The sequence below is a fragment of the Ferrimonas sediminum genome, from assembly GCF_900100175.1.
In the GTDB taxonomy this organism is placed as follows: Bacteria; Pseudomonadota; Gammaproteobacteria; order Enterobacterales; family Shewanellaceae; genus Ferrimonas; species Ferrimonas sediminum.
Map to the genome: position 1 here is coordinate 340,949 of NZ_FNEM01000003.1, position 20,808 is coordinate 361,756.

Sequence of the window (20,808 nt, forward strand, 5' to 3'; positions counted from 1 at the left end):
AAATAAAGAAATAGCCTTAAATTACAGAAAGTTAAATAACTCAAAGCCTCGAATCAAGAATGGGGAAGATCACAGTTTTTTCCGAAGGGCAGTTTTTTATCATCCATGGTCTGCTTTTCACCTTTTGACCACAGGAAAAAACAACAAAGATCCTCACCAATAACCATTCCATTACGGCGAGGCCCAAGTGTTGGAAACTAAGTGGTTCACCCTGCTTCAGCAAATTCATCGAATTTGTAATGCTGACGAACGTTATCCGCAAACCAAGACTCGATTGATTGATACCTTCCAGTCGACCCGGCAGCGGCTCACCGACATCAACAGCCGCGACCACAGCGACGACTGGATTGCCCAGGAGGCATTCACCCTGGTGGTCAGCGAGTTGCTGACCTCTGGCTCACTCGATGGGACCACCCTCAATGAGCTGTTCGACCTGTTGATGACGGTTAAACTGCATCGTCTGGCACTGATCCTGGTCAACAGTTCGGCATCGCAGTGGTCGGTGGGCGAATTGCCGCTGAAGCGCGCCCTGGCGCTGTTTCAGCTGGGCGAGCGCGAGTCGGCCCGACAAAGCCTGCAACAGGCTCTGGCCCTGACGCCGGACAACCACCTGTGCCACTTCCACCTCGGCTACCTGGAGGTATGGAGCGGCGAGATGGAGCAGGCAGTGGCCGCCTTCAACCGCTGCCTCGAGTTGGCACCGGACTATGCCGGGGCCCATCAAAATCTGGCCGGCTGCCACTACCAGTCCTCGGAGTTCCAGCTGGCCATCGACAGCTGCCAACGGGCCCATCGGCTGCAACCGGGCATCGCCGCCACCTACATTACCGCCACCAGTGCCTGCATCGCCCTTAAGCGGTTCGATGATGCCGATCAGTGGCTGCAACGCGCCCGGGAATTCGACTTTTCCACACCGGAGTTCATGCGCCTGCACGGGCTGGTGGCGCACTTTCAGTCTCGTCATCAACAGGCTTGCGACTCCCTGAGCCAGTATCTGCAACTGCACCCCAGAAGCTATGACCTGATGGCCATTCGCGCCCGCTCCCTGCTGGAGCTCGAGCAGTGGCATGCCGTTATCGACGACACCCAGGCGTTGCTGAAACTGGATCCCTTCGATGAGTGGTGCCTGGAGAAGCTGTTCCTGGCCTACTTCAACACCGGCCAATACGCCAACGCCGAAGGCGCCATGGCCGAGCTGGGCAAGCTGTTCCCGGCCTACAAGTTGCACCACCAACACCTTCTCGATCAGATTCGCCAGCATCAGGCGATCCCGGTTCAACTCAAATAACAACCACCACAATAGGGGATACTCAATGACCAAAAAACGGCTGAGCGAGGATGTGAGCGATGCATCCCGCCGGACTTTCCTGAAGATGGGCGGCCTGGCGGCCACCGGCGCCACCCTGGGCGGGGCCGCCGCCGCCGGCTTTGTTCTCGGCCGCGATCCCGATGCCAATGTCGGCTGGGGCCGCACCGAAGCCGGCGCCGACATGTTCATTAACCGCGAACCCTTCCAGGTAGAGATCGCCCCCTCCCTGAAGCCGGTCGGTGACGTCATTCGTGCCGACTGGGGAGATTTCCTGTTTAACCGGGCCGGAGCCATCGCCCACGCCATTAAGGGCGGCTGGGATCCCGCCCTGGGATGGCAAAACTTTCCCGACAGCCGGGTTCGCGCCTACTACGCCCAGTACCCGGATCGCTGGCAGGAGATGCTGCAGTCCTTTACTGCCCACAAGATTCACGACGACAACAAAGAGCAGCAACGGGACCGCTTTGCCCTGGCCTGGGCCTATGATGCCTCCTGGCATAAAGGGCTGATGACCAGCAACTTCCCGCCCAAGCCAGACACCCCCCCGGAGCAGGATGACTTCAAATGGGTGAAGCGTGAACCGGTGGAGTTCAAGTCCCCGGCCCATGCCTCCAAACTGATCAAGCAGATGGCCAACAAGTACGGCATGACCCATGTGGGCATCGCCAAGCTGGATCCCGCCTTTGTGTTTAAAGGGATGATGCGCGGCACCAAGGAGTGGGGCGATGAGATTCCGGCCCACTGGAAAAACGTCATCGTCTTTGGCGTCCCCATGAACTGGGATCCCATGTACGCCGCCGTCGGCTACTCCTCGTCCAAGGAAGCGTACTTCCGCGCCTCCAATGCCGCCGGCCTGATGTCGGCATTTCTGGGCGAGCTGGGCTACGCCGCCCGCCCCCAGCACCCACCTGTCGACTATGAGCTGATCCTCCCTCCCATCGCCATTCAGGCCGGGCTGGGTGAAAACGCCCGCAACGGCATTTTGATGACGCCGGAAGTGGGCCCCAACATTCGCCTGGCGGCGTTGATCACCGACCTGGATCTGGAAGCGGACAAGCCGGTGGATTTGAAGATGAGCCACTTCTGCGAAGACTGCAAAATCTGCGCCGACGCCTGCCCCAGCGGCTCCATCACCAAGGCGGACAAGATGGATACCGTGGAGCGGGGCTTCCGCAAATGGGACTTCAACCAGGACAGTTGCTGGCGCTTCTGGAACCAGGGCCCCAGCGAAGGCGCCAAAGGCTGCCGGGTCTGCATTGCAGTTTGCCCCTACACCCGAAAAAACAACTGGATACATGCGCTGGTGAAAAACCTGGAGCCTAGGGATCCCACCAGCATCACCCGCACCACGCTACTGGCGATGCAGCACAACTTCTTCTACTACCCGGACGCGGAGAACTACCACGCCGACTGGTCCGGCGGCAACTTTGCCGGCTACCACGAGCCACCGGAATGGCTGCGCTCCGAAAACTACCTCAAGGTTGATAAAACCTGGGATTACGACGGCAACTGGGAGGCTTTCTGATGTTTCCACAATCCACCCTGCTCGACCCTCTGTTCTGGATGCTGATGGGCGCCACCCAGGTGCTGGTGTTTGCCGGCGCCAACCAGTGGTTCAAAGAGTTGAAGTTAGGCATGACCGCCTGGAAATGGGCCCTGGTGGCCGGCTATTGGTTGTCACTGGTACTGACTATCGCCGGGGCCTTCACCCTGATGGGCGAAAACGAAGGCAACGCCGGCTGGTACCTGCTCGGCACCGTCGGCCTGGCGCTGGTCATTGCCGGCGTCGGCCTCGGCAAGTGGTTACTGCATCTCCGCCCCGGTCAACGCTGATTCCATTCACTCCGCGGGGCTGCATCGCAGCCCCTATGAGGTCCATTATGAAACCCGGCTCCCTCACCACCCACACCATCGAACGAATCGCCAGCGTCTCGTCACTGCTGATTCTGCTGGCCGCCTGGGTGTTAGGCGGACTGCGCATCGCCGATCAGCAACAGCAGCAACTGGCCAGCCTGTTGCCCCCCTCCACCACCCTTGAAGAAACCGCAACGGATCGCTTCGCCCTTTTCAACCAAGACGGTCACCAGAGTGGCTGGCTAACCCTGGGCCGGGGCAATGGCTATGGCGGCTCCACCACCCTGGCCAGCCAGATCTCCATGGACGGGCGGATCCAGCAACTGGCGGTGCTCAGCATCAAAGACACCCGATCCTATGTAGACAAGGTGGTGGATGCCAAGCTATTACAGCCTCTGCTGGGGCAGCCACTGTCCAATCCCCCGAGCATCGATGCCATCAGTGGCGCCACCATCACCTCCAACGCCCTGCTGCATGCCATTGCCACCGCCCATGCCAATGCCGAAGCGGCGCTGAACGGCCAGCCGGTGCCAAGCCTCCCATCCGCTCACTTCGCCTTAGGTTGGGTCAACCTGCTGGCCATCACCCTGTTTGCTGCCGCCATCGCCATCAACCGCTCCCGCCACCGACACAAGAACCGTTGGCAATGGGCACTGATGCTCACCGCCCTATTCGGCTTGGGGTTTAGCTCTGCGGCACTGTTCTCCTCGTCCACCTTAGGGATGTTGCTCGCCGCCGACTGGATCAAAGGCCTTGGCAGCTACACGCCCATGCTGTTGTTGATCCTGACTCTGGGGTATCTGCTGTGCTTTAACCGCAACCTCTATTGCCAGAGCCTGTGCCCCTTCGGCACCGCCCAACAATGCCTGGGCAAAGTCGGCAATGCCAAAGCCGCAACCCCCAAACACAGCCTGTTTCGCTGGATTCCGCGACTGCTGCTGCTGACAGCTCTGAGCTTAGGTCTTTACTATCGCAACCCGGCTGGCTTCAGCTACGAGCCGTTCGCCATCCTGTTTGGCTTCACCGGTTCACTGGCCCTATTCGCCCTGACAGTACTGGTGCTACTGACCTCATTGATGGTTCATCGCCCCTGGTGCAAGACGCTGTGTCCGATAGGTCCGCTGACCGAGTATCTGATGTTCAACAAAAACTGGCTCAGGAAGACCCTCAACCATCGTCGTCGCCCACGCCGGCGTATCGCCAGCCGAACCCTGGAGTAATTCCCGTGAGACAACAAATCATTACCGTGTTTTATCTGGTATCGGCACTGCTGATTGTGGCTATCCTCGCCGCACAGTGGCAGCGGCAGCAGGCCGCCAGTGCCGCCACCACCCCCCAGCTGCGCTTCGTCCATACCGCGTCACCGACACCGAAGGAGAGGCCGCAAAATGACACCATGAAACGAACGGTCAGCGAGTTCATAGACAGCGAGTCTGAACTGCTGGAGTACTACCAGCAGGGACGCCAATAACGTGTGCCAACCCGATACCACCATGGTCCTGCCGGGAGTGAATTCTCCCTGCGGGGGTCAACACCAAGATGCCGATGAAGGGAGCCAAGCCATGAGCCTGCACTCACCCCATTCCGCCGTGTTCGCCACAGAAGCAACCTCTTTACCCGCCACATCGGCCATCGATCAACGGCTCGCCGAACTGCGCGACCGGTTTGGCTGCGCCGATCTGTGTTACTACTACGACCTGACGTCCCTGGATCAGTGGAGTGTCGGCAGCCTGGAGAAAGCCAAGCTCATCAAAAAGATGACCAAAAGACGCAACCTGTTTACCAGCTCAGGCGCCGCGCGCAAGCTGTGGCAGGATCAAAGCCGCTGCTACCACAGCGCCGAAGAGGATCTTCAGGCGATGTTTGACCAGCCCAGCCACCACTGGAATCTGGGCCCGAGCCAGAGCCCGTTGAGAAAATCCCTCTACCGCCACGGCTATCAGCACAAACTCACGCTGTCCTTCCCCTGTCCACTGACCACAGCCATGACCGGGCGTTTTACCCTGCTGTTTGCCAACAGTGGTGAGTATCAACGCGCTCAGGATTGCCAGGAAGCCCTGAAAACCGAACTGCAGATGACTAACCTGCGTCTCTCTCTGGACTACTCCCGCGACATCAATCCACTGGTGGATTACAACATCATCAGCCCGGTTTCCAGCTACGTACTGAGGTTACTGGCAAACGGTCACAGCCGCGAAACCATGGCTCAGACAATGAACCTGACTCTGCGGGGCATCGATTATCACATCGGCGTATTAAAACAATCGCTGCAGGCCAGCAACATCGCCAACCTGATCGACAGGGGCAACAAGGTCCGGCTGTTGTAGACTATTTAGGGATCGCCACCGCGTGGCGACTGAGGCTGCGGAACTCAGAAGGCGTCATATCGGTGTGATGACGGAAAAACTTGGTCATATTGGTGGCTTCAATGAAACCGGTATTCGTGGCAATGGCACAGATAGACAAATCGCTGTACGCCAGCAACCGCTTCAACTCCAGCAGGGTGCGTGAATCCAGCATCTGCTTGGCTGACAGGCCAGCATTGTCCCTGGCCACTTTATTCAGCTGTTTGACGCTTTTCCCCATTCTCTGGGCGTAATCGCCGACACTGCGGCTGATCTTAAACCGAGTTTCGATCAACTCAATGAACTGCCTGAAAGCGGCATCGGCGACCAATGAATCCGAGCGGTTGGCCGCCTGACGCTGATAGCGAACCACGGTTTTCAGCAACACAATGCGCAACAGGCCGCGCACAATCTCGGCCTCAAACTGGGGCTCTGGCAGCGAGTACTCCCGAAACAACTCCTCAAACAAGGCATCGACACTGGGATCGCAATTCTCAATACAGGAGACCTGAGAGTAAGCGTTCACCAACTCCTGCTCGTAGCCGTCATTGACGCCATTGCTAAACAGATCGTCGTCAAAGGTAATCAGATAACCATCGATGTGTTCATTCAGTTCAAAATAATGAACCTGATACTTGGACAGACACAGCAGGGTGCCAGGCTGCAGTTTATACAGCTTGTAATCAATGAAGTGCTCCCCCTCGCCCTTGTTGATGTAGACCAGAGCATTGAACTGAATCCGGTGCGGCAACCGAAACGCATCCCGTTCCCAGGTCTCCAGAAAGTTTCGGATTTTGTAGATAGAGAAGTTGATCGGCTTGGGGCCAAACTCTGAACTTACCGACTTAATCTCTGCATCAACCATTGGAAGGATCTTTAGCAATAATCACGATCTGGATTATAACAAAAAATCACCAGCGACAGGACTCAGGCCCCGGTTCTGAGAACCCGGTCGCGGCTAAAAAAACACGCAATGGCGGTCAGGGGTTGCCGGCCTTTGAGCACGGCGGCATCCACCGGGGTGCCGACACCAACGGCGTCAGGGTGGTCCGATCCTCCCGGGTCAACTGATGGCCATAATGGCGGTACAGCGCGTTGAGATAATAACCGGGAATACGGCGAGCCTGGCGCAGGCCATACAGGTGACTTAAACGGGTCTGCGTGGTTAGCGCCAATGAAGAGCAGGGAATCCCCCGCCTGGCCAATAGCCTGAAAAATGCCCGTCCGTCCATAGAATTGCCCGATGCCGTTGAAACACGCCGGGCATTATCGCCAGTGAGTATGACAGCCAGGCAGCAAAAATATGATCCAGCTTGTCATAACCCAATGACCATAAAAAAAACGCCCCAAGCATGGCTTGGGGCGTCATTATGTCAATCTCAACCTGTGGGGGCAGGGCTGCGCGATTACCGCTCCCAGTACGCCTCTTCCAGGCTGTCTTCCCGCTCGGGCAGTGCCCGGGACAAACGCGGAGAGTGCTGGGCCAGCACTTCGTAGCTGACCCGGTTAGCGTACTTACAGATCTGGGCAAACGAGGAGTAGCACAGGCCATCAAAGCGGTGTTTGCTGGAGGTCGGCAGGTTGGTTCTGTGGTAGAAGTTGGCCGCCATGTCATGCAGCAGGGCCGACAGGGCGCCGTCACCGGCGCCGTTGGTGTTGCGAATCTTCTCCGGTCCGCCCATAAACGGCGCAATGTGGGAGAACACCTTCAGCGGCTCGGCGCAGTCGCTCTTACGCATCGGGCGTGAGAACTCATAGTGGTTGAACTCCGGGATCGAACCCGGCAGCAGGGTGTGCGAGGTTTCGCGCTTGGTCTCTTCGCTGGTGTAACCAGCCATATAGAGTCCCGCCGGCCCGGCGGTGCACAGCACCAGATCACACCAGTCCAACGCCTTTTCACACGCCAGCAGAATGTCATTTTCGCCGGTCAGCGCTTCCGCCTCTTCCTCATTCATCGCCAGCACCGTGACGTGCTCATTGATGAAGGATTGCCACCACTGCGGATCTTCCTCAATCAGGAAGCGGGTTCCCAGGGTCAGTACCACAGGTACCCCGGCCGACTTGGCATAATCGATGGCGGCCATGGCCGCATCGGTGATGGGGTCGCCACCGGCTCGCATCAGGTAGGCGGTCAGCACCAGAGCCGCACCGGACTGGACCAGAGTCTCATCGATGTACTCCGGAGTCAGCTTATCCATGGCCCCTTTGGAGATGGCAAAGGTGCGCTCACCACAGTCCGAGATCAGCGTAAAGCAGCGACCAATCGGCCCTTCCACCGGCTCCAGGTGATCCAGGTCGACCCGTGAAGAGGTGTTGCACAGATAACGGTAGGCGTAACTGCCAATAAGAATGTTGCGACTCATCACCCCGAACAGCACCGAACGGTCGTCGGCCAGGGTGGAGTAGTTGTGCAGGGTGTTGCCGATGGTGCCACCGGCAAATTCATTGGAGATCAGCGCACGCTGCTTAAGCTCGTCATACAGGGCGTGGGCGGTGGCGTCGTCGATCAGCATCGAGTTGCCCTTTCGCAAACCATGACGAGCGATAAAGTCGTCGTCTACCTTGGCCTCAATGTCCACCAGAGTCTGGTCGATACCGGTGATGTGGGTATGTTTGGGACGAATAACCGGGTTCAGTTCATTGGTAAGGGGGTCCCGAGCATCTACCGGAAAGTAGTGCTTAGACTTGCGTTGGCCAGGGAATTTCATTGCGCGTCAACCGTGCTGATAGCGAAACATCCATGCAGTGTAGACCCCGCCTCGCGCCTACGCGCGCCCTGGCAGGACTGCCCGAATCCGAAGCGCAAAGTGCGCCCCGGAATGGCGGGCGATTCTAGCAGTTGACCGTGGCAATTACCAGTTCTGCATCTCCTTCTGAACCAGCTCGCTCATCATCGCGATGTGATCAGGCTCCGCATTCAGGCAGGGAATAAAGTGATAGGCCTCGCCGCCGGCGGCCAGAAACTCGCTCTTGCCTTCGATGGCGATCTCCTCCAGGGTTTCCAGGCAGTCCACCGAGAAGGCGGGGGTAATGATGTCGATGGACTTCACTCCCTGCTGCGGCAAGGCTTCCAACGTTTCGTCGGTATAGGGCGTCAGCCACTCCTCTTTACCGAAACGGCTCTGGAAACACACCATCCACTGCCCTTCGGACAAGCCCAGTCTGGCCGCCACCAGTTCGCCGGTGCGCAGACACTGGGACTGATAGATGTCCCCCTCCTGAACGAAGCGTTTCGGCACCCCGTGGAAGGACATCAACAGCTTCTGGCCGCGACCGTGCTGATTCCAGTGGCTCTGAATGCTGTTGGCGAGGGCATCGATGTAGGCGGGATTGTCATGATAGTCGCGCACCATCCGCAGGTGGGGGAAGGTCCGCATGCCGGCAAACTCGCTGGCAATGGCGTCAAATGCGGCGCCGGAGGTGGAACAGGAGTACTGCGGAAACAGCGGCAGCAGCACCACCTTGTCGCAGCCCTGCTCGAGCAACTCATCCAGCCCCTGGCGCATCGAAGGCGCGCCATAGGTCATCCCCAGTGCTACCGGCACCGATTGCCCAACATCCTGCTGCAGTCGCGCCTGCAGCGCCTGCTGCTGCTCACGGGAGATCACCATCAACGGCGAGCCCCCCTCCTGCCACACTGACTGATAGGCCTTGGCGACCTTCTTCGGCCGAAACCGCAGCACAATGCCATTGAGAATGGGCAGCCATTGCCAGCGTGGCAGATCGACTACGCGGGGATCACTGAGAAATTGCTTCAAGAAAGCACGCACGGCGGGGGCGGTCGGGGCCTCGGGTGTTCCAAGGTTAACCAGCAGCACGCCGGTCTTGGTGTTTTGCATATCCCTGATGTCCATCAAACTGAGAGTGGGTTCGCTGTTATACGAAAGGCATTCGATTCCGTTCAGATTATCACTCTCATATATAACAAAAAAAGCCCGCTAGAGCGGGCTTTTTATCTTAATCACACTTCGCAGTCGACCCCAGTCGACAGCGACTGCAGCTCATCAGGCCAACAGGTCGGCAATCTTGGCGGACACGTCGGCAACCGCTTCGGTACCGTCCAGGCGATGGTACTTGTTCAGACCCGCTTTAGCGGCATCCTGGTAGTAATCCACCAGAGGCTTGGTCTGCTCATGGTACACCGCCAGGCGCTTGCGCACGGTGGTCTCTTCATCGTCGGCACGGATAACCAGGTCTTCGCCGGTCACATCGTCCTTGCCTTCGGCTTTCGGCGGGTTGTACACCACGTGATACACACGGCCAGAACCCGGGTGAACACGGCGGCCACTCATGCGCTTGACGATCTCTTCGTCAGCCACATCGATCTCAACCACGTGATCCACGGACACGCCATTTTCTTTCATTGCATCCGCTTGAGGCAGAGTGCGTGGGAAACCATCCAAAAGGAAGCCTTTTGCACAATCGTCCTGAGCGATACGCTCCTTCACCAGACCGATGATGATCTCATCAGAAACCAGCTGACCGGCGTCCATCACCTTCTTGGCTTCCAGACCCAGTGGCGTACCCGCCTTGATGGCGGCTCGCAGCATGTCACCGGTGGAGATCTGCGGAATTCCGTATTTCTCCATCATAAACTGGGCTTGAGTTCCCTTACCGGCGCCCGGCGCTCCCAACAGGATAATGCGCATTGACTGTCCTCTCTTAATTTCGTTTACCTCTGATCCGGCGATCTTGGCACAGCCTTGACGAGATGTGAAGGGCCGTTAAGGTAGACTTTCGGTTAATTCAGGACTGATTCTGGCACTAACAGGAGAAAATGATTGAGTTTTATACCTTTACGGTCGCTTATCTCAGTGGCAGGTAAGTGGGCAATGGCGCTAAAAACAGACAAGCCGGTGAACCACCGGCTTGTCACAGCATGGCGTTTTCATGCCATTAATACAATAAGCTATACAGCTTTCTGCGATATTGGTTGGCAATGGGATCGCCCTGCCCCAGGGCATTGACGATGTCCATAAACACTTTGCGCGCCTCGCCATCGGCAACGCTCATATCCCGCTTCAAAATCACAAACAGAGAAGACAGCGCCTCCTCCTGCCGACCCGCCTGATTGAAGGCGACCGCCAGGGCCACAACGGTATCCACATCATCCGGGTTGGCATCCAGCTTGGCCTGCAAAGCCCGAATTTCCGGGGTATCCGCCGCTTCCAGCGCCAACTCCAGCTGCGCCATCAACGAGGTGTAGTGGCCATCCTGATCCGCCAGGGCCACCGTTGCCAGCAGCGGCTCGGCGTCCGATGCCCGTCCCAGTTGCAGATAGGTCTCGGCCAGGGCCAGCTTCACCGGTCCGTTGTCCTCTTCCAGCTGGGCCTCACGCAGCAGCGGCAGTGCCTCGGCAAACTGCTGCTGCGCCATCAACTGCCGCGCCTGCTCCAACTTGAGTTGCCACAGCTTCGGCAGGTATTTCTCCAGCAGTTGATCCACCATGGCATCGGGTTGAGGCCCGGCAAATCCGTCCACCGTCTGGCCCTGATTCAGCACCAGCACCGTTGGCAAGGCCTGAATGCGGAAATACTGGGCCAGCTCCATCTGCGCATCGCAATCGACGTTGGCCAGCACAAACTGCCCCTGTCGCTCATTGGCCAACTGAGTCAGCCTGGCGTTAGTGGGGTCACACTCAGGAGCCTGACGGGAGAAGAAATTCAGCACCACCGGCCGGCTCTGAGACGCCTCAACCAGTTGCTGAATATTTTGGGCATTCGCTTCGATGATGGATGCTTCCATGTACGGGTCCTAAATGGCCGGAGCGAGGCTCCGGCTGTGACTGACAATATCGGTTATTTGGAAAGTTCCAACCACAGGCTGTTCAGCTGAGTGACGAACTCGGACGGGTCTTCCAGACTGCCGCGCTCGGCCAACATCGCCTGGGACAACAGCAGCTCAGCCCACTTACCAAAGCGAGCCTCATCCTGCTCCTGCTCTAACTTAGCGACCAGAGGGTGCTCCATATTAAGCTCAAATACCGGTTTTACCTCCGGCACCGGCTGGCCCATCGCCTTCATCATCTTCACCATCTGGCTCGACATGTCGTGCTCAGAGGTCACGATGCAGGAGGGGGAGTCGGTCAGGCGTTGAGACAGTTTCACCTCTTTCACCTTATCACCCAGAGCGTCTTTGAAACGGCTCAGCAGGCCTTCGTGCTCCTGAGTGGCTTTCTCCAGCTCGGCTTTCTCCTCCTCGGAGTCGCCCAGTTGCAGATCCCCCTGGGTCACGGAGATAAACTGCTTACCATCAAACTCGGTCAGGTGGTTCATCAGCCACTCGTCGATGCGCTCGGACATCAACAGCACTTCGATGCCTTTCTTGCGCAACAGCTCCAGATGCGGGCTGTTCTTGGCCGCCTGATAGCTGTCGGCCACGATGTAGTAGATCTTGTCCTGCCCCTCTTTGGCCCGCTCCAGGTAGTCGGTCAGAGACACGGTCTGGGCATCGCTGTCGGTATGGGTGGAGGCAAAACGCAGCAGCTTGGCGACCGCTTCGCGGTTGCTGTAGTCCTCTGCCGGTCCCTCTTTCAGGACGTTGCCAAACTCGTTCCAGAACTTCTGGTACTTGTCGGCGTCGTTCTTGGCCATCCGCTCCAGCATGGTCAGTACCCGCTTGGTCATGGCGCTGCGCAGACTCTGGGTCACCTTGTTGTCCTGCAGGATCTCGCGGGACACGTTCAGTGGCAGATCGTTGGAGTCGAGCAAGCCGCGGACAAAACGCAGGTACTGCGGCATAAACTGCTCGGCGTCGTCCATGATGAACACCCGCTGCACATACAGCTTCAGGCCGTGCTGACGATCGCGGTTGAACATATCAAACGGCGCCCGTGACGGGATGTACAACAGTGAGGTGTACTCCTGCTTCCCCTCCACCTTGTTGTGCACCCAGGCCAGCGGGTCTTCAAAATCATGGGCGATGTGCTTGTAGAACTCCTGGTACTCCTGCTCGGAGATATCAGACTTACCGCGGGTCCACAGCGCGGTGGCCTTATTGACCGCCTGCCACTGGCCCTCGGTGGCGGCAATGGTTTCGCCGTCCTGCTCACGCTCTGGCTCCCCGTCCTGCCACATCTCTACCGGAATGGAGATGTGATCGGAGTATTTGCCGATGATCGACTGCAGGCGCTGGCCGTCCAGAAACTCTTTTTCATCATCGCGAAGATGCAGGATGATGTCGGTGCCCCGTTGAGGCTTGTCGATGGTGGCTACGGTAAAGTCACCTTCACCCCGGGATTGCCACTCCACCCCGTCACTGACGGCTTGTGACGCGCCGCGGGAGCGTACGGTCACCTTGTCGGCGACGATAAAGGCGGAGTAGAAGCCCACCCCGAACTGTCCGATTAGCTGGGAATCTTTGGCAGAATCGCCGGACAATTGGGAGAAGAAGTCTGCGGTGCCGGACTTGGCGATGGTGCCGAGGTGCTCAATCACCTCATCCCGGCTCATGCCGATGCCATTGTCACTGATGGTCAGGGTGCCGGCGGTGGTATCAACGCTCAGGCGCACCTTGAGTTCACCGTCGCCGTCATAGAGGCCGGCATCGGACAGGGCCTTGTAGCGCAGTTTATCGGCGGCGTCGGCGGCGTTGGACACCAGCTCGCGCAAGAAGATTTCCTTGTTGGAATACAGAGAGTGGGTCATCAGCTTCAGCAGCTGAGAGACTTCCGTCTGAAAGCCATGGGTTTCCTGTTGCACGGACATTCGTTGTTCTCCTAGAGTTCGCTCGTTCAATGTCGTCTAACAATCAGATGGGGACGACCAGAGCGAATTCAAGCAATTCCAGTAAGAAATTAGGAGATCAACCACAGACTGGCGTTTTCATAGACAGCCCGCGACAGCGGCACCACCTGCAGTCTCTGGCTACCGACGGCAATCGAGGTGCCCAGACGCGAACACACGGCGCCATTAATGGCCTGCTCATGCGCCTTCAGCAAACGGCAGTCATGCCACCCATCCTGCAGCTGCAGACGCCCCCGGCTCCAGCAAAACGGGCCACAGGACTCCACCATCCGCTCCATCGCCGCACTCATGTACACCGGGCTGCGGTCACGGCGGACAATGGCCAGCGCGCTGTCGTTATCGATGTGATTCGATTGCCATTGGCTCAGGCGTTCATGAACCAGGTCGGCGATGCTCAGCGCCGACTTCATCGCCATTTTCATGTGATCCGACAGCACCCCGAAGGCCTGCTGCTCCTGAACCGTGTATTGCCGGTACCGGGCTGGCCGGTTCATGGTAAACACCGCCCGGCTAAAGCTGGCGTGAAACACCTGGCTGATAGCAAAATCCGCTTCCATCTCGGTGTACCACTTCTTCACCGGACTCAGCTCCAGCTTTTGCCGCAGGCTCATGTCCATGCAGATGCTGGTGTCCGGCAGGGCCCTCGCCTTCTGGTAACAGGGATCACATTCGATCTGTTCCAGATACTGGAACGCCAGGTCATCAATGCCGTGGGTGCCGCACAACATATGCAGCCCCTGTCCGTTTTGACGGGCGCTGGACAGCAAGACTTTTGAGTTGCCAAAGGTGGGAGAGATCTGCTCCAGCAACGTACTCCACTGGCCATCCACGGCACAATCGTACGTACGCTCGACCAGCTCGAAGAGTCTATCGTCATCCATAACGTCGTCCCCAAACACGCCTTAATCTCAGGGCGCAAACTTCACGATAATTTTTTACATTTATCCACAGAGTGTCACAAACAGTGTAGGCAGACAAAAAAAATCCCGCCAGTGACGGCGGGATTTTTACACAACAGGTACAGCCTAAGCTTACAGCTCCCGGCGTCCGCTCAATGACAGCGCCAAGGTGGTGCCATCGACATACTCCAACTCCCCGCCCACCGGAACCCCGTGGGCAATGCGGCTGACGCGGATCGAAGACTCCCGACACATGTCGGCGATGTACTGAGCCGTCGCATCCCCCTCGACCGTCGGGTTGGTGGCCAGAATCAGCTCCTGAGGCGCTTCGTCCTGCAGCAGCTGCTCCAGTCGATCCAGGCCGATCTCATCCGGCCCCAGGCCGTCTAATGGTGACAGGTGCCCCATCAACACAAAGTAACGACCGTCATACTGACCGCTGGTCTCAATCGCCAGCACATCCGCCGGCGATTCCACCACACAGATCTGCCCGGACCGGGCCCGCTTGGGGTTGTCGCACACCGGGCATAAGGTCTGCTCGGTAAAGGTACGGCAACGTTGGCAATGGCCAACGTCTGCCATCGCCTCGGACAGCGCCTGACCCAGCTTGTGTCCGGCGGCGCGATCCCGCTCCAGCAGCTGAAACGTCATCCTCTGCGCCGAACGCGGTCCCACCCCCGGCAAGCACTGAAGGCTTTTTATCAGCTCATCAACGAGTGGACTGAACTTCATTAGAACGGCATTTTAAAGCCAGGAGGCAGGCTCATGCCGCCGGTCAGGGCGCCCATTTTCTCTTTGGAGGTCTCTTCAACACGGCGGGCTGCATCGTTGCAGGCCGCAGCGATCAGGTCTTCCAGCATCTCTTTATCGTCTTCCATCAGAGAGGGATCGATCTCAACACGACGCACGCTGTGGCTGCCGGTCATGGTGATCTTTACCATGCCCGCGCCGGACTCACCGGTGACTTCCATGTTGGCGATTTCAGCCTGTGCCTGCTGCATCTTTTCCTGCATCTGCTGGGCCTGCTTCATCAGGTTGCCCATTCCACCTTTACCAAACATATTCGGTTCTCTCTATTACTTACTGAGCCACAAAGGGGCTATGTTAACGGATTCAGCTCCGTTGGCGAATACTATTTCTTGCCCTGTCCCATCAGAAACTCAGACTGGATCACTTATTCTCAGCCTGAGTGTAGCTGATGGACTCTTCGATTAACTCGGCGTCCAGCTCGGCCATCATCCAACTGACGTTAGGATCGTCCAGCAGGTTGACCTTGGCCTCGGCCAGGCGCTCTTTATGCAGACGGCGGCGAATCTCCAGCGGCGTTTCCCGCTGCCGATCTTCCCCAACCTCAATCTTAAGCTCAATGGGCGCCTGCCATACCGCCACCATTTTATCGCGGATCTGGCTGACCACAGACTCATGCATCAAGTGACGCTGCTCAGGCTTGAGCAACAGGCGGATGGTGTCTCCTTGCCTGTCCATCAACGAGTTAATCGCCAACTGCCTGGCTCGGGCCATGACACCCAGATCGAAGATCGCCTGGTACCACTGCTCATCGTCTTCCCGGGCACGGAAGCCGGCCTCCACCGGGGCCGGCGCCGCGACGGCCGGTTCAGCCTCGGGCTGAGTTGGTGTCGGTTCCGGTGCCGAAGGCGTAGCCGCAACCGGAGACGCCGTGGGGACCTCCTGGGCCTGGGACGCCGCTACCGGCGTTTCATCACTATCCCAGGGCGGCGTCGAGTCCGCGACAGGCTCAGAGGCCGCCGGCATCGGCTCTGCAACCGGCTCAGGAGCAGCAACCTGGGGTTGTGGCTGGCTTACGGCCGGTTTGGGCGGAATGGGACGCTGGCTTCGGGGTTCAGCCCCCGCCTGGGGGCTTGGCTTTTTTGCCTGGCTGTCCTCAGCCGGCTGATGCCGGGTCGCCAGCCGCTCACGGTTGGCCATGGCCCGCTCCATCAGGCTCATTGGCGAAGCGGATTCCGGGGCGATTTGGGGTGACGGCGACTGCGGCGCCTCGACGGGAACCGGCTCCTGCGGCGCCGTGCTCAGTGCCTGCTGGGCCTGCATCTCTTCCATCTGTTGAGCCGCAGGCATCGGTGCGTCAGCCTCATCGTAGTCCAAATTTCCATGCAGCTGTTGCGCCTGCATCATCAGCATCTGCTGTTCGGCCGCCAGCACCTGCGGGTCATCACTGCCCGGAGTCTGCGGCGATGGCGCGGTGACTTCAACACCCCGATCCGGCGCGGGCGCCGCCACCGCAGGCTGAGGGGCCGATGCTGGTGCCGGCTGGGGCGCTCGAGACTCTGGCTGGGGCTCGCTCTGTGGTACCCGGGGCTCTGGCCGGGCGGCGGGTGTAACCGGAAGCTCGGCCACCAGAGGTTCAATCTCGGTCACCGGCGAAAACGCCAGGGTACGCAGCAGTGTCATCTCCAGACCACTGCGTGGCTCCGGGGCCAGCGGCAGATCCCGACGCCCTTCCGCCAGCATCTGGTACCACAGCTGGACCTGCTCCCGGCTCAAGCGGGTCGCCAGCTGCAACAGCGCCTGCGAATGGGGCTGGAGCTTACTGGCCGTCACCGAGAACTGGGTCATGGCAACGTTGTGCAGCAACTCCAGCAACTGTTTGAGCAACTCATCGTAATCCGGCGCAAACTGATCGATCTCGGCCAGCGTCGACATCACGCCCTGCAGATCCCCGGCCACCAGGGCATGCAACAGATTAAGACTGTAACTGCTGTCCAGCGTCCCCAGCATCGCCTGCACTTCGGGCAGAGTGATGCCGCCATTGCCATGGGCAATGGCCTGATCGGTCAGGCTCATGGCATCACGCACACTGCCATCGGCAGCCTGGGCCAACAGGTTCAGTGCCTGAGGCTCAAACTCCACCCCTTCGGCCTTAAGGACAGTGTCCAGGTGAGCGGCAATTTTGTCGCTGGACAGGCTTTTCAGGTTGAACTGCAGACAACGGGACAACACCGTTACCGGCAGTTTTTGTGGATCCGTGGTGGCCAGCAAAAATTTTACGTGCGGAGGCGGCTCTTCCAACGTCTTGAGCAGGGCATTAAAACTGTGACGGGACAACATGTGCACCTCGTCAATCAGGTACACCTTGAAGCGGCCGCGGGTCGGTTGGTACTGGACGTTATCCAGAATTTCGCGGGTATCATCGACTTTGGTGCGCGATGCTGCGTCGATCTCCATCAGATCAACAAATCGCCCCTGACTGATCTCCTGACAGGCGCTGCAGGTACCACAGGGCGTAGCAGTGATCCCCTGTTCGCAGTTCAACCCCTTGGCAAACAGCCGGGCGATACTGGTTTTCCCCACCCCGCGGGTGCCGGTAAACAGATAGGCATGATGCAGACGATCATGCTCAAGGGCGTTGGTCAGGGCACGCAACACATGTTGCTGCCCCACCACCTGCTCGAAATTGGCCGGACGCCACTTACGCGCCAGAACCTGATATGCCATGGTGATTCCCGTAATCCAGTGGAGGCGGATCGCCTCGTCAAGACAGAGAGGTTACCACGGGAGAGCAGGCACAAAAAAGCCGGGTATCAAACCCGGCTTAGCTGACAGACTGTTAATCGCCATCAAACTCACAGAGTTTGGTGATTGTCAGTCCCAGCGATTCCAACTTCTTCTCACCACCCAGATCCGGCAGAGAGATAACAAAAGCGGAGTGGTCAACTTCGCCGCCCAGAGAGCGGATCAGCTTCACGGTTGCCTCGATGGTACCACCGGTCGCCAGCAGGTCATCCACAACCAACACCTTGTCACCTGGTACGATGGCGTCGATGTGCAGTTCCAGCGTGTCCTGGCCATACTCAAGTTCGTATGACTGGCCAATGGTTTCGCGTGGCAGTTTACCCGGCTTACGTACCGGAACAAAACCCACGCCCAGAGCGATGGCCAAAGGCGCACCGAACAGGAAACCGCGAGCTTCAGTACCGACGATTTTAGTGATACCGGCGTCGCGGAACTCTTCAGTAAACAGTTCGATGGACGCGGTAAAAGCCTCGGCACTCTCCATCAGGGAGGTGACATCACGGAACATGATTCCTGGCTTTGGGTAATCCGGTACGGCTTTGATGCTGTCTTTAATCAGCGTCAGTTTATCTTGGTTCATGGTTACGGCTTTACCATTTCGCCACAATTGTGGCGGCAAAAACACAATAAAAAAGCCCACTTGCTGAAATAAGGTTCAGCAGATGAGCCTTTATGACTACTACCTTTTTCGGCTATAGCTTAAGCAGCTTTCGTTTTGGTTGCAACAGACGGATGTAACATTTCCGCCGCAATTAGTGCTAACTTTTGTTCTGTAAGTGGTTTTTCCAACCATACAGGCACACCACAATCATCCAACTCCTCCATAAAGGCCTGACCGTTCTCGGTTGTGAGCAGAATAATCGGAATCCGCTTATAAGCCGGTATTTCTCTTAACATTCGAGTCAGATGCGCCCCGTCCATCATCGGCATCACCTGATCCGTCACCACTCCGTCAATGGCTTCATTTTTGGCCAGTAACAACGCCTGCATGCCATTTTCGGCGGTCATCACCGTCAACCCGGCATCGATCAACGCCTGCTCGACTTTTCCCCGGCTAACGGCGTTGTCATCCACTACCATAATTCGCTTGGTCATCCATCGCACCCAACTTTAATTATCCTGGGCGCATGGTACGAAACCCCACCGAAGGGTGATGTGCTGAGGATCACAGGAGCTACAGAGATTTCGGCGAAAACGGATTAAGATTGAAACTAATTCACCGCCCATTCAGCCTGGACTCAGGGGCGGTCGCAAATCAACCCAAGGGTTTGACCACCACCCCACAGCGGGCCAACTGCCCCAGCATCTGGATCACGCCCTGCTCAATCACCTCGGCAGGAAACTGGTCAAATTGTTGCTGCAACGCACTGATGACCGCCCCCAGGGTAACCGGGCTGTCCACCGACAGCCGGGCCAGCAGCGCCACCGTCATGGCATTGACCACCATAAAGGCGATCTCCAGCTCCGGATTACGGTACACCAGCAACAGAGTCTCAACCGGTTCCAGCTCACACTGGTGCGCGGCCGCATAGTGAACCGGATAACGGTATTGGCCAATTTCGGCGACCTGATTCAACAGCAGCGGTGTCGTGACCAGATCGTCCTGCACCGACAGCGGCTGTTGGTGGTCGGCCTCAGGCATCACATCCAGCTTCAGCTCCAGGTACTCATAATGCGCCAGCTCCTTCAGGTAGGGCGGGTCATGGGGCTGCAACTGCTCCAGGCCGTTCAGGTAAGCCAGAAATTCGGCGGCAATGTCCACAAACAGCGGTGAGTGGCTGTCGTGTTGAGCGAAGAAGCGTTGCCGCAGCGCCTGCCAGTCGGCTTCACGGTACAATGACTTCAATACCGGAAACCCGCTGTCAATAAAGCTGCCGACATTGTTCAGCATCAGCTCCCGGTACACCGCCATCCGCTGGGCCGGCACCCGCTGCGGCGCCGGCTTTTCAGGGTCGCGAATGTGGGCCATGAACTGCTGCTGCAAGGCTCTAAAATCGATCATGCGCTCTGTTTCACTCCCTTTACTTCGGCGGCTATCTCATGGATATGGTCGATTTCACGCACCAGCTCCGAGGTTTTCGGCAGATTGAAATCCCGCTCCAACAGCGTGGGATGGATCCCATGAAGTTGGTAGGCCTTCTTAAGCAACCGCCACACCGGGTCAATCACTTCTGCTCCGTGGGTATCCACCAGAAAATCCTCCGCCTCTTTATAATGCCCCGCGACGTGATAGTAAGCGGTGCGGCTGCCATCGAGCGCCGCCAGAAAGGCATCGGCATCGTAGTTGTGATTGACGCTGTTCACATAGATGTTGTTCACGTCCAGCAGCAACTGGCAATCAGCCCGCCTGAGCACCTCATTGATAAAAGTCACCTCATCCATCTCCGCCCCAGGCTCGGCGTAGTAGGAGACGTTCTCGATGATCAGCGGTCGTTCGATGATCTCCTGCACGGTGCGAATGCGGGCGGCTACGTGATCCACCGCTTCCTCGGTGAAGGGGATCGGCATCAGGTCGTACATATGGGCATTGCCGGAGCAGTAGCTCAGGTGCTCGGAATACAGCTCTATGCCATGGGTATCGAGGAAACGCTTCACCTGTTTCACAAAGTCGACGTCCAACGGCGCCGGGGCACCGATGGACAGGGACAAACCGTGACAGACAAAGGGGTGCCGTTCGGTCAGCGAGCGGAATTTACGTGCCAGCCGGGGGGGCACCTTAAGCCAGTTCTCCGGCGCCACCTCCAGGAAGTCGATGGACGACGGCAGACCCTCGGTCACAAACTCCTCCACCATCTCCCGCTTTAACCCAAGCCCGGCCCCTGAGATCATCGCCTTTCTCCCCATGTCTGTTCGCGTCACTGCCGCACGATTGTTTGAGATTGATCGCCATAGATTGCTGAGTCGGCCTGCGCTTCAACAGCCAATGGCGATGAATCTGATTCCGGTTCTGTGATAACAATGAGGCTGGCTCGCGCCAGCCCCATTCGGTGTGTCAAAACGCCGGTCTGGAGTTAGGCTGCGCCACCGCACTTGCCTTCACCACACTTGCCTTCGCGGGTTTTCTTTTCGCCGCCGCACTTGCCTTCGCCACACTTACCCTCGCC

General features: G+C 58.0%; 22 protein-coding genes. 6 read left to right on the forward strand and 16 right to left on the reverse strand.

Annotation, left to right across the window (positions count from 1 at the left end):
• The first annotated feature begins 187 nt into the window (after positions 1-187).
• The 6 genes from BLT77_RS05900 to BLT77_RS05925 all read left to right on the forward strand — a co-directional run bounded on the left by BLT77_RS05900 (position 188) and on the right by BLT77_RS05925 (position 5,490).
• The gene (locus BLT77_RS05900; protein WP_090363404.1) at positions 188-1,288 is read left to right on the forward strand and encodes a tetratricopeptide repeat protein; all 1,101 of its coding nucleotides are present in this window, start codon (positions 188-190) and stop codon (positions 1,286-1,288) included.
• A gap of 25 nt (positions 1,289-1,313) precedes the next feature.
• Positions 1,314-2,834 carry a 4Fe-4S dicluster domain-containing protein gene (locus BLT77_RS05905; RefSeq protein ID WP_090363406.1) on the forward strand — a complete coding sequence of 507 codons (1,521 nt, stop codon included), beginning with the start codon at positions 1,314-1,316 and terminating at the stop codon, positions 2,832-2,834.
• Positions 2,834-3,142 carry a hypothetical protein gene (locus BLT77_RS05910; protein WP_090363409.1) on the forward strand — a complete coding sequence of 103 codons (309 nt, stop codon included), beginning with the start codon at positions 2,834-2,836 and terminating at the stop codon, positions 3,140-3,142. Before BLT77_RS05905 ends, BLT77_RS05910 begins: the two co-directional genes overlap by 1 nt.
• Before the next feature lie 47 nt (positions 3,143-3,189).
• Positions 3,190-4,383 carry an FMN-binding protein gene (locus BLT77_RS05915; RefSeq protein WP_176819203.1) on the forward strand — a complete coding sequence of 398 codons (1,194 nt, stop codon included), beginning with the start codon at positions 3,190-3,192 and terminating at the stop codon, positions 4,381-4,383.
• Between the two features lie 5 nt (positions 4,384-4,388).
• A complete protein-coding gene (locus tag BLT77_RS05920) occupies positions 4,389-4,634 on the forward strand; it encodes a hypothetical protein (protein ID WP_090363413.1) in 246 nt (81 codons plus the stop codon).
• A 91-nt stretch (positions 4,635-4,725) separates the two neighbouring features.
• Entirely contained in the window at positions 4,726-5,490 is a 765-nt protein-coding gene (locus BLT77_RS05925) for a helix-turn-helix transcriptional regulator (protein WP_143026572.1), read from the forward strand.
• A 1-nt stretch (position 5,491) separates the two neighbouring features.
• Here BLT77_RS05925 and BLT77_RS05930 read toward each other — a convergent pair whose 3' ends face one another.
• The 16 genes from BLT77_RS05930 to BLT77_RS20685 all read right to left on the reverse strand — a co-directional run.
• A complete protein-coding gene (locus BLT77_RS05930; RefSeq protein WP_090363418.1) occupies positions 5,492-6,373 on the reverse strand; it encodes a helix-turn-helix domain-containing protein in 882 nt (293 codons plus the stop codon).
• Between the two features lie 115 nt (positions 6,374-6,488).
• Positions 6,489-6,683, reverse strand: coding sequence for a hypothetical protein (locus BLT77_RS19995; protein ID WP_143026573.1), 195 nt, complete (start codon positions 6,681-6,683; stop codon positions 6,489-6,491).
• Positions 6,684-6,914: 231 nt separating this feature from the next.
• Positions 6,915-8,216, reverse strand: coding sequence for an inosine/guanosine kinase (locus BLT77_RS05935; protein ID WP_090363420.1), 1,302 nt, complete (start codon positions 8,214-8,216; stop codon positions 6,915-6,917).
• A 144-nt stretch (positions 8,217-8,360) separates the two neighbouring features.
• A complete protein-coding gene (gene hemH / locus BLT77_RS05940; protein WP_090363422.1) occupies positions 8,361-9,347 on the reverse strand; it encodes a ferrochelatase in 987 nt (328 codons plus the stop codon).
• 165 nt (positions 9,348-9,512) lie between these two features.
• Positions 9,513-10,157, reverse strand: coding sequence for an adenylate kinase (gene adk, locus BLT77_RS05945; RefSeq protein ID WP_090363424.1), 645 nt, complete (start codon positions 10,155-10,157; stop codon positions 9,513-9,515).
• A gap of 247 nt (positions 10,158-10,404) precedes the next feature.
• The gene (locus tag BLT77_RS05950) at positions 10,405-11,253 is read right to left on the reverse strand and encodes a tetratricopeptide repeat protein (protein ID WP_090363426.1); all 849 of its coding nucleotides are present in this window, start codon (positions 11,251-11,253) and stop codon (positions 10,405-10,407) included.
• A 53-nt stretch (positions 11,254-11,306) separates the two neighbouring features.
• Positions 11,307-13,214: a molecular chaperone HtpG gene (htpG, locus tag BLT77_RS05955; RefSeq protein ID WP_090363428.1), complete on the reverse strand. Its 1,908-nt coding sequence runs from the start codon at positions 13,212-13,214 to the stop codon at positions 11,307-11,309.
• Between the two features lie 89 nt (positions 13,215-13,303).
• Positions 13,304-14,134: a hypothetical protein gene (locus BLT77_RS05960; RefSeq protein WP_090363430.1), complete on the reverse strand. Its 831-nt coding sequence runs from the start codon at positions 14,132-14,134 to the stop codon at positions 13,304-13,306.
• A gap of 150 nt (positions 14,135-14,284) precedes the next feature.
• A complete protein-coding gene (recR, locus tag BLT77_RS05965) occupies positions 14,285-14,884 on the reverse strand; it encodes a recombination mediator RecR (protein ID WP_090363431.1) in 600 nt (199 codons plus the stop codon).
• Complete coding sequence (locus BLT77_RS05970) at positions 14,884-15,213, reverse strand: YbaB/EbfC family nucleoid-associated protein (RefSeq protein ID WP_028113789.1); 330 nt, start codon at positions 15,211-15,213, stop codon at positions 14,884-14,886. The genes recR and BLT77_RS05970 overlap by 1 nt, the downstream gene beginning before the upstream one ends.
• 109 nt (positions 15,214-15,322) lie before the next feature.
• Entirely contained in the window at positions 15,323-17,626 is a 2,304-nt protein-coding gene (gene dnaX / locus BLT77_RS05975) for a DNA polymerase III subunit gamma/tau (protein ID WP_090363435.1), read from the reverse strand.
• Between the two features lie 112 nt (positions 17,627-17,738).
• Positions 17,739-18,284, reverse strand: a complete 546-nt coding sequence (gene apt, locus BLT77_RS05980) for an adenine phosphoribosyltransferase (protein ID WP_090363498.1) — start codon at positions 18,282-18,284, stop codon at positions 17,739-17,741.
• 119 nt (positions 18,285-18,403) lie between these two features.
• Positions 18,404-18,799, reverse strand: coding sequence for a response regulator (locus BLT77_RS05985; RefSeq protein WP_090363437.1), 396 nt, complete (start codon positions 18,797-18,799; stop codon positions 18,404-18,406).
• Between the two features lie 160 nt (positions 18,800-18,959).
• Positions 18,960-19,706, reverse strand: coding sequence for an HvfC family RiPP maturation protein (locus BLT77_RS05990; protein WP_090363440.1), 747 nt, complete (start codon positions 19,704-19,706; stop codon positions 18,960-18,962).
• Positions 19,703-20,533: an HvfB family MNIO-type RiPP peptide maturase gene (locus BLT77_RS05995; RefSeq protein ID WP_245709880.1), complete on the reverse strand. Its 831-nt coding sequence runs from the start codon at positions 20,531-20,533 to the stop codon at positions 19,703-19,705. The genes BLT77_RS05990 and BLT77_RS05995 overlap by 4 nt, the downstream gene beginning before the upstream one ends.
• A 182-nt stretch (positions 20,534-20,715) precedes the next feature.
• On the reverse strand, positions 20,716-20,808 hold a 93-nt coding region (locus BLT77_RS20685; RefSeq protein WP_483863925.1), incomplete at its 5' end, for an HvfA family oxazolone/thioamide-modified RiPP metallophore.

Coding starts and splice junctions, on each gene's coding strand:
- BLT77_RS05905 (WP_090363406.1), top strand. CDS start 1,314: ATGACCAAAAAACGGCTGAGCGAGGATGTGAGCGATGCATCCCGCCGG.
- BLT77_RS05910 (WP_090363409.1), top strand. CDS start 2,834: ATGTTTCCACAATCCACCCTGCTCGACCCTCTGTTCTGGATGCTGATG.
- BLT77_RS05915 (WP_176819203.1), top strand. CDS start 3,190: ATGAAACCCGGCTCCCTCACCACCCACACCATCGAACGAATCGCCAGC.
- BLT77_RS05925 (WP_143026572.1), top strand. CDS start 4,726: ATGAGCCTGCACTCACCCCATTCCGCCGTGTTCGCCACAGAAGCAACC.
- BLT77_RS05930 (WP_090363418.1), bottom strand. CDS start 6,373: ATGGTTGATGCAGAGATTAAGTCGGTAAGTTCAGAGTTTGGCCCCAAG.
- BLT77_RS05935 (WP_090363420.1), bottom strand. CDS start 8,216: ATGAAATTCCCTGGCCAACGCAAGTCTAAGCACTACTTTCCGGTAGAT.
- hemH (WP_090363422.1), bottom strand. CDS start 9,347: ATGCAAAACACCAAGACCGGCGTGCTGCTGGTTAACCTTGGAACACCC.
- adk (WP_090363424.1), bottom strand. CDS start 10,157: ATGCGCATTATCCTGTTGGGAGCGCCGGGCGCCGGTAAGGGAACTCAA.
- BLT77_RS05950 (WP_090363426.1), bottom strand. CDS start 11,253: ATGGAAGCATCCATCATCGAAGCGAATGCCCAAAATATTCAGCAACTG.
- htpG (WP_090363428.1), bottom strand. CDS start 13,214: ATGTCCGTGCAACAGGAAACCCATGGCTTTCAGACGGAAGTCTCTCAG.
- BLT77_RS05960 (WP_090363430.1), bottom strand. CDS start 14,134: ATGGATGACGATAGACTCTTCGAGCTGGTCGAGCGTACGTACGATTGT.
- recR (WP_090363431.1), bottom strand. CDS start 14,884: ATGAAGTTCAGTCCACTCGTTGATGAGCTGATAAAAAGCCTTCAGTGC.
- BLT77_RS05970 (WP_028113789.1), bottom strand. CDS start 15,213: ATGTTTGGTAAAGGTGGAATGGGCAACCTGATGAAGCAGGCCCAGCAG.
- dnaX (WP_090363435.1), bottom strand. CDS start 17,626: ATGGCATATCAGGTTCTGGCGCGTAAGTGGCGTCCGGCCAATTTCGAG.
- apt (WP_090363498.1), bottom strand. CDS start 18,284: ATGAACCAAGATAAACTGACGCTGATTAAAGACAGCATCAAAGCCGTA.
- BLT77_RS05985 (WP_090363437.1), bottom strand. CDS start 18,799: ATGACCAAGCGAATTATGGTAGTGGATGACAACGCCGTTAGCCGGGGA.
- BLT77_RS05990 (WP_090363440.1), bottom strand. CDS start 19,706: ATGATCGATTTTAGAGCCTTGCAGCAGCAGTTCATGGCCCACATTCGC.
- BLT77_RS05995 (WP_245709880.1), bottom strand. CDS start 20,533: ATGATCTCAGGGGCCGGGCTTGGGTTAAAGCGGGAGATGGTGGAGGAG.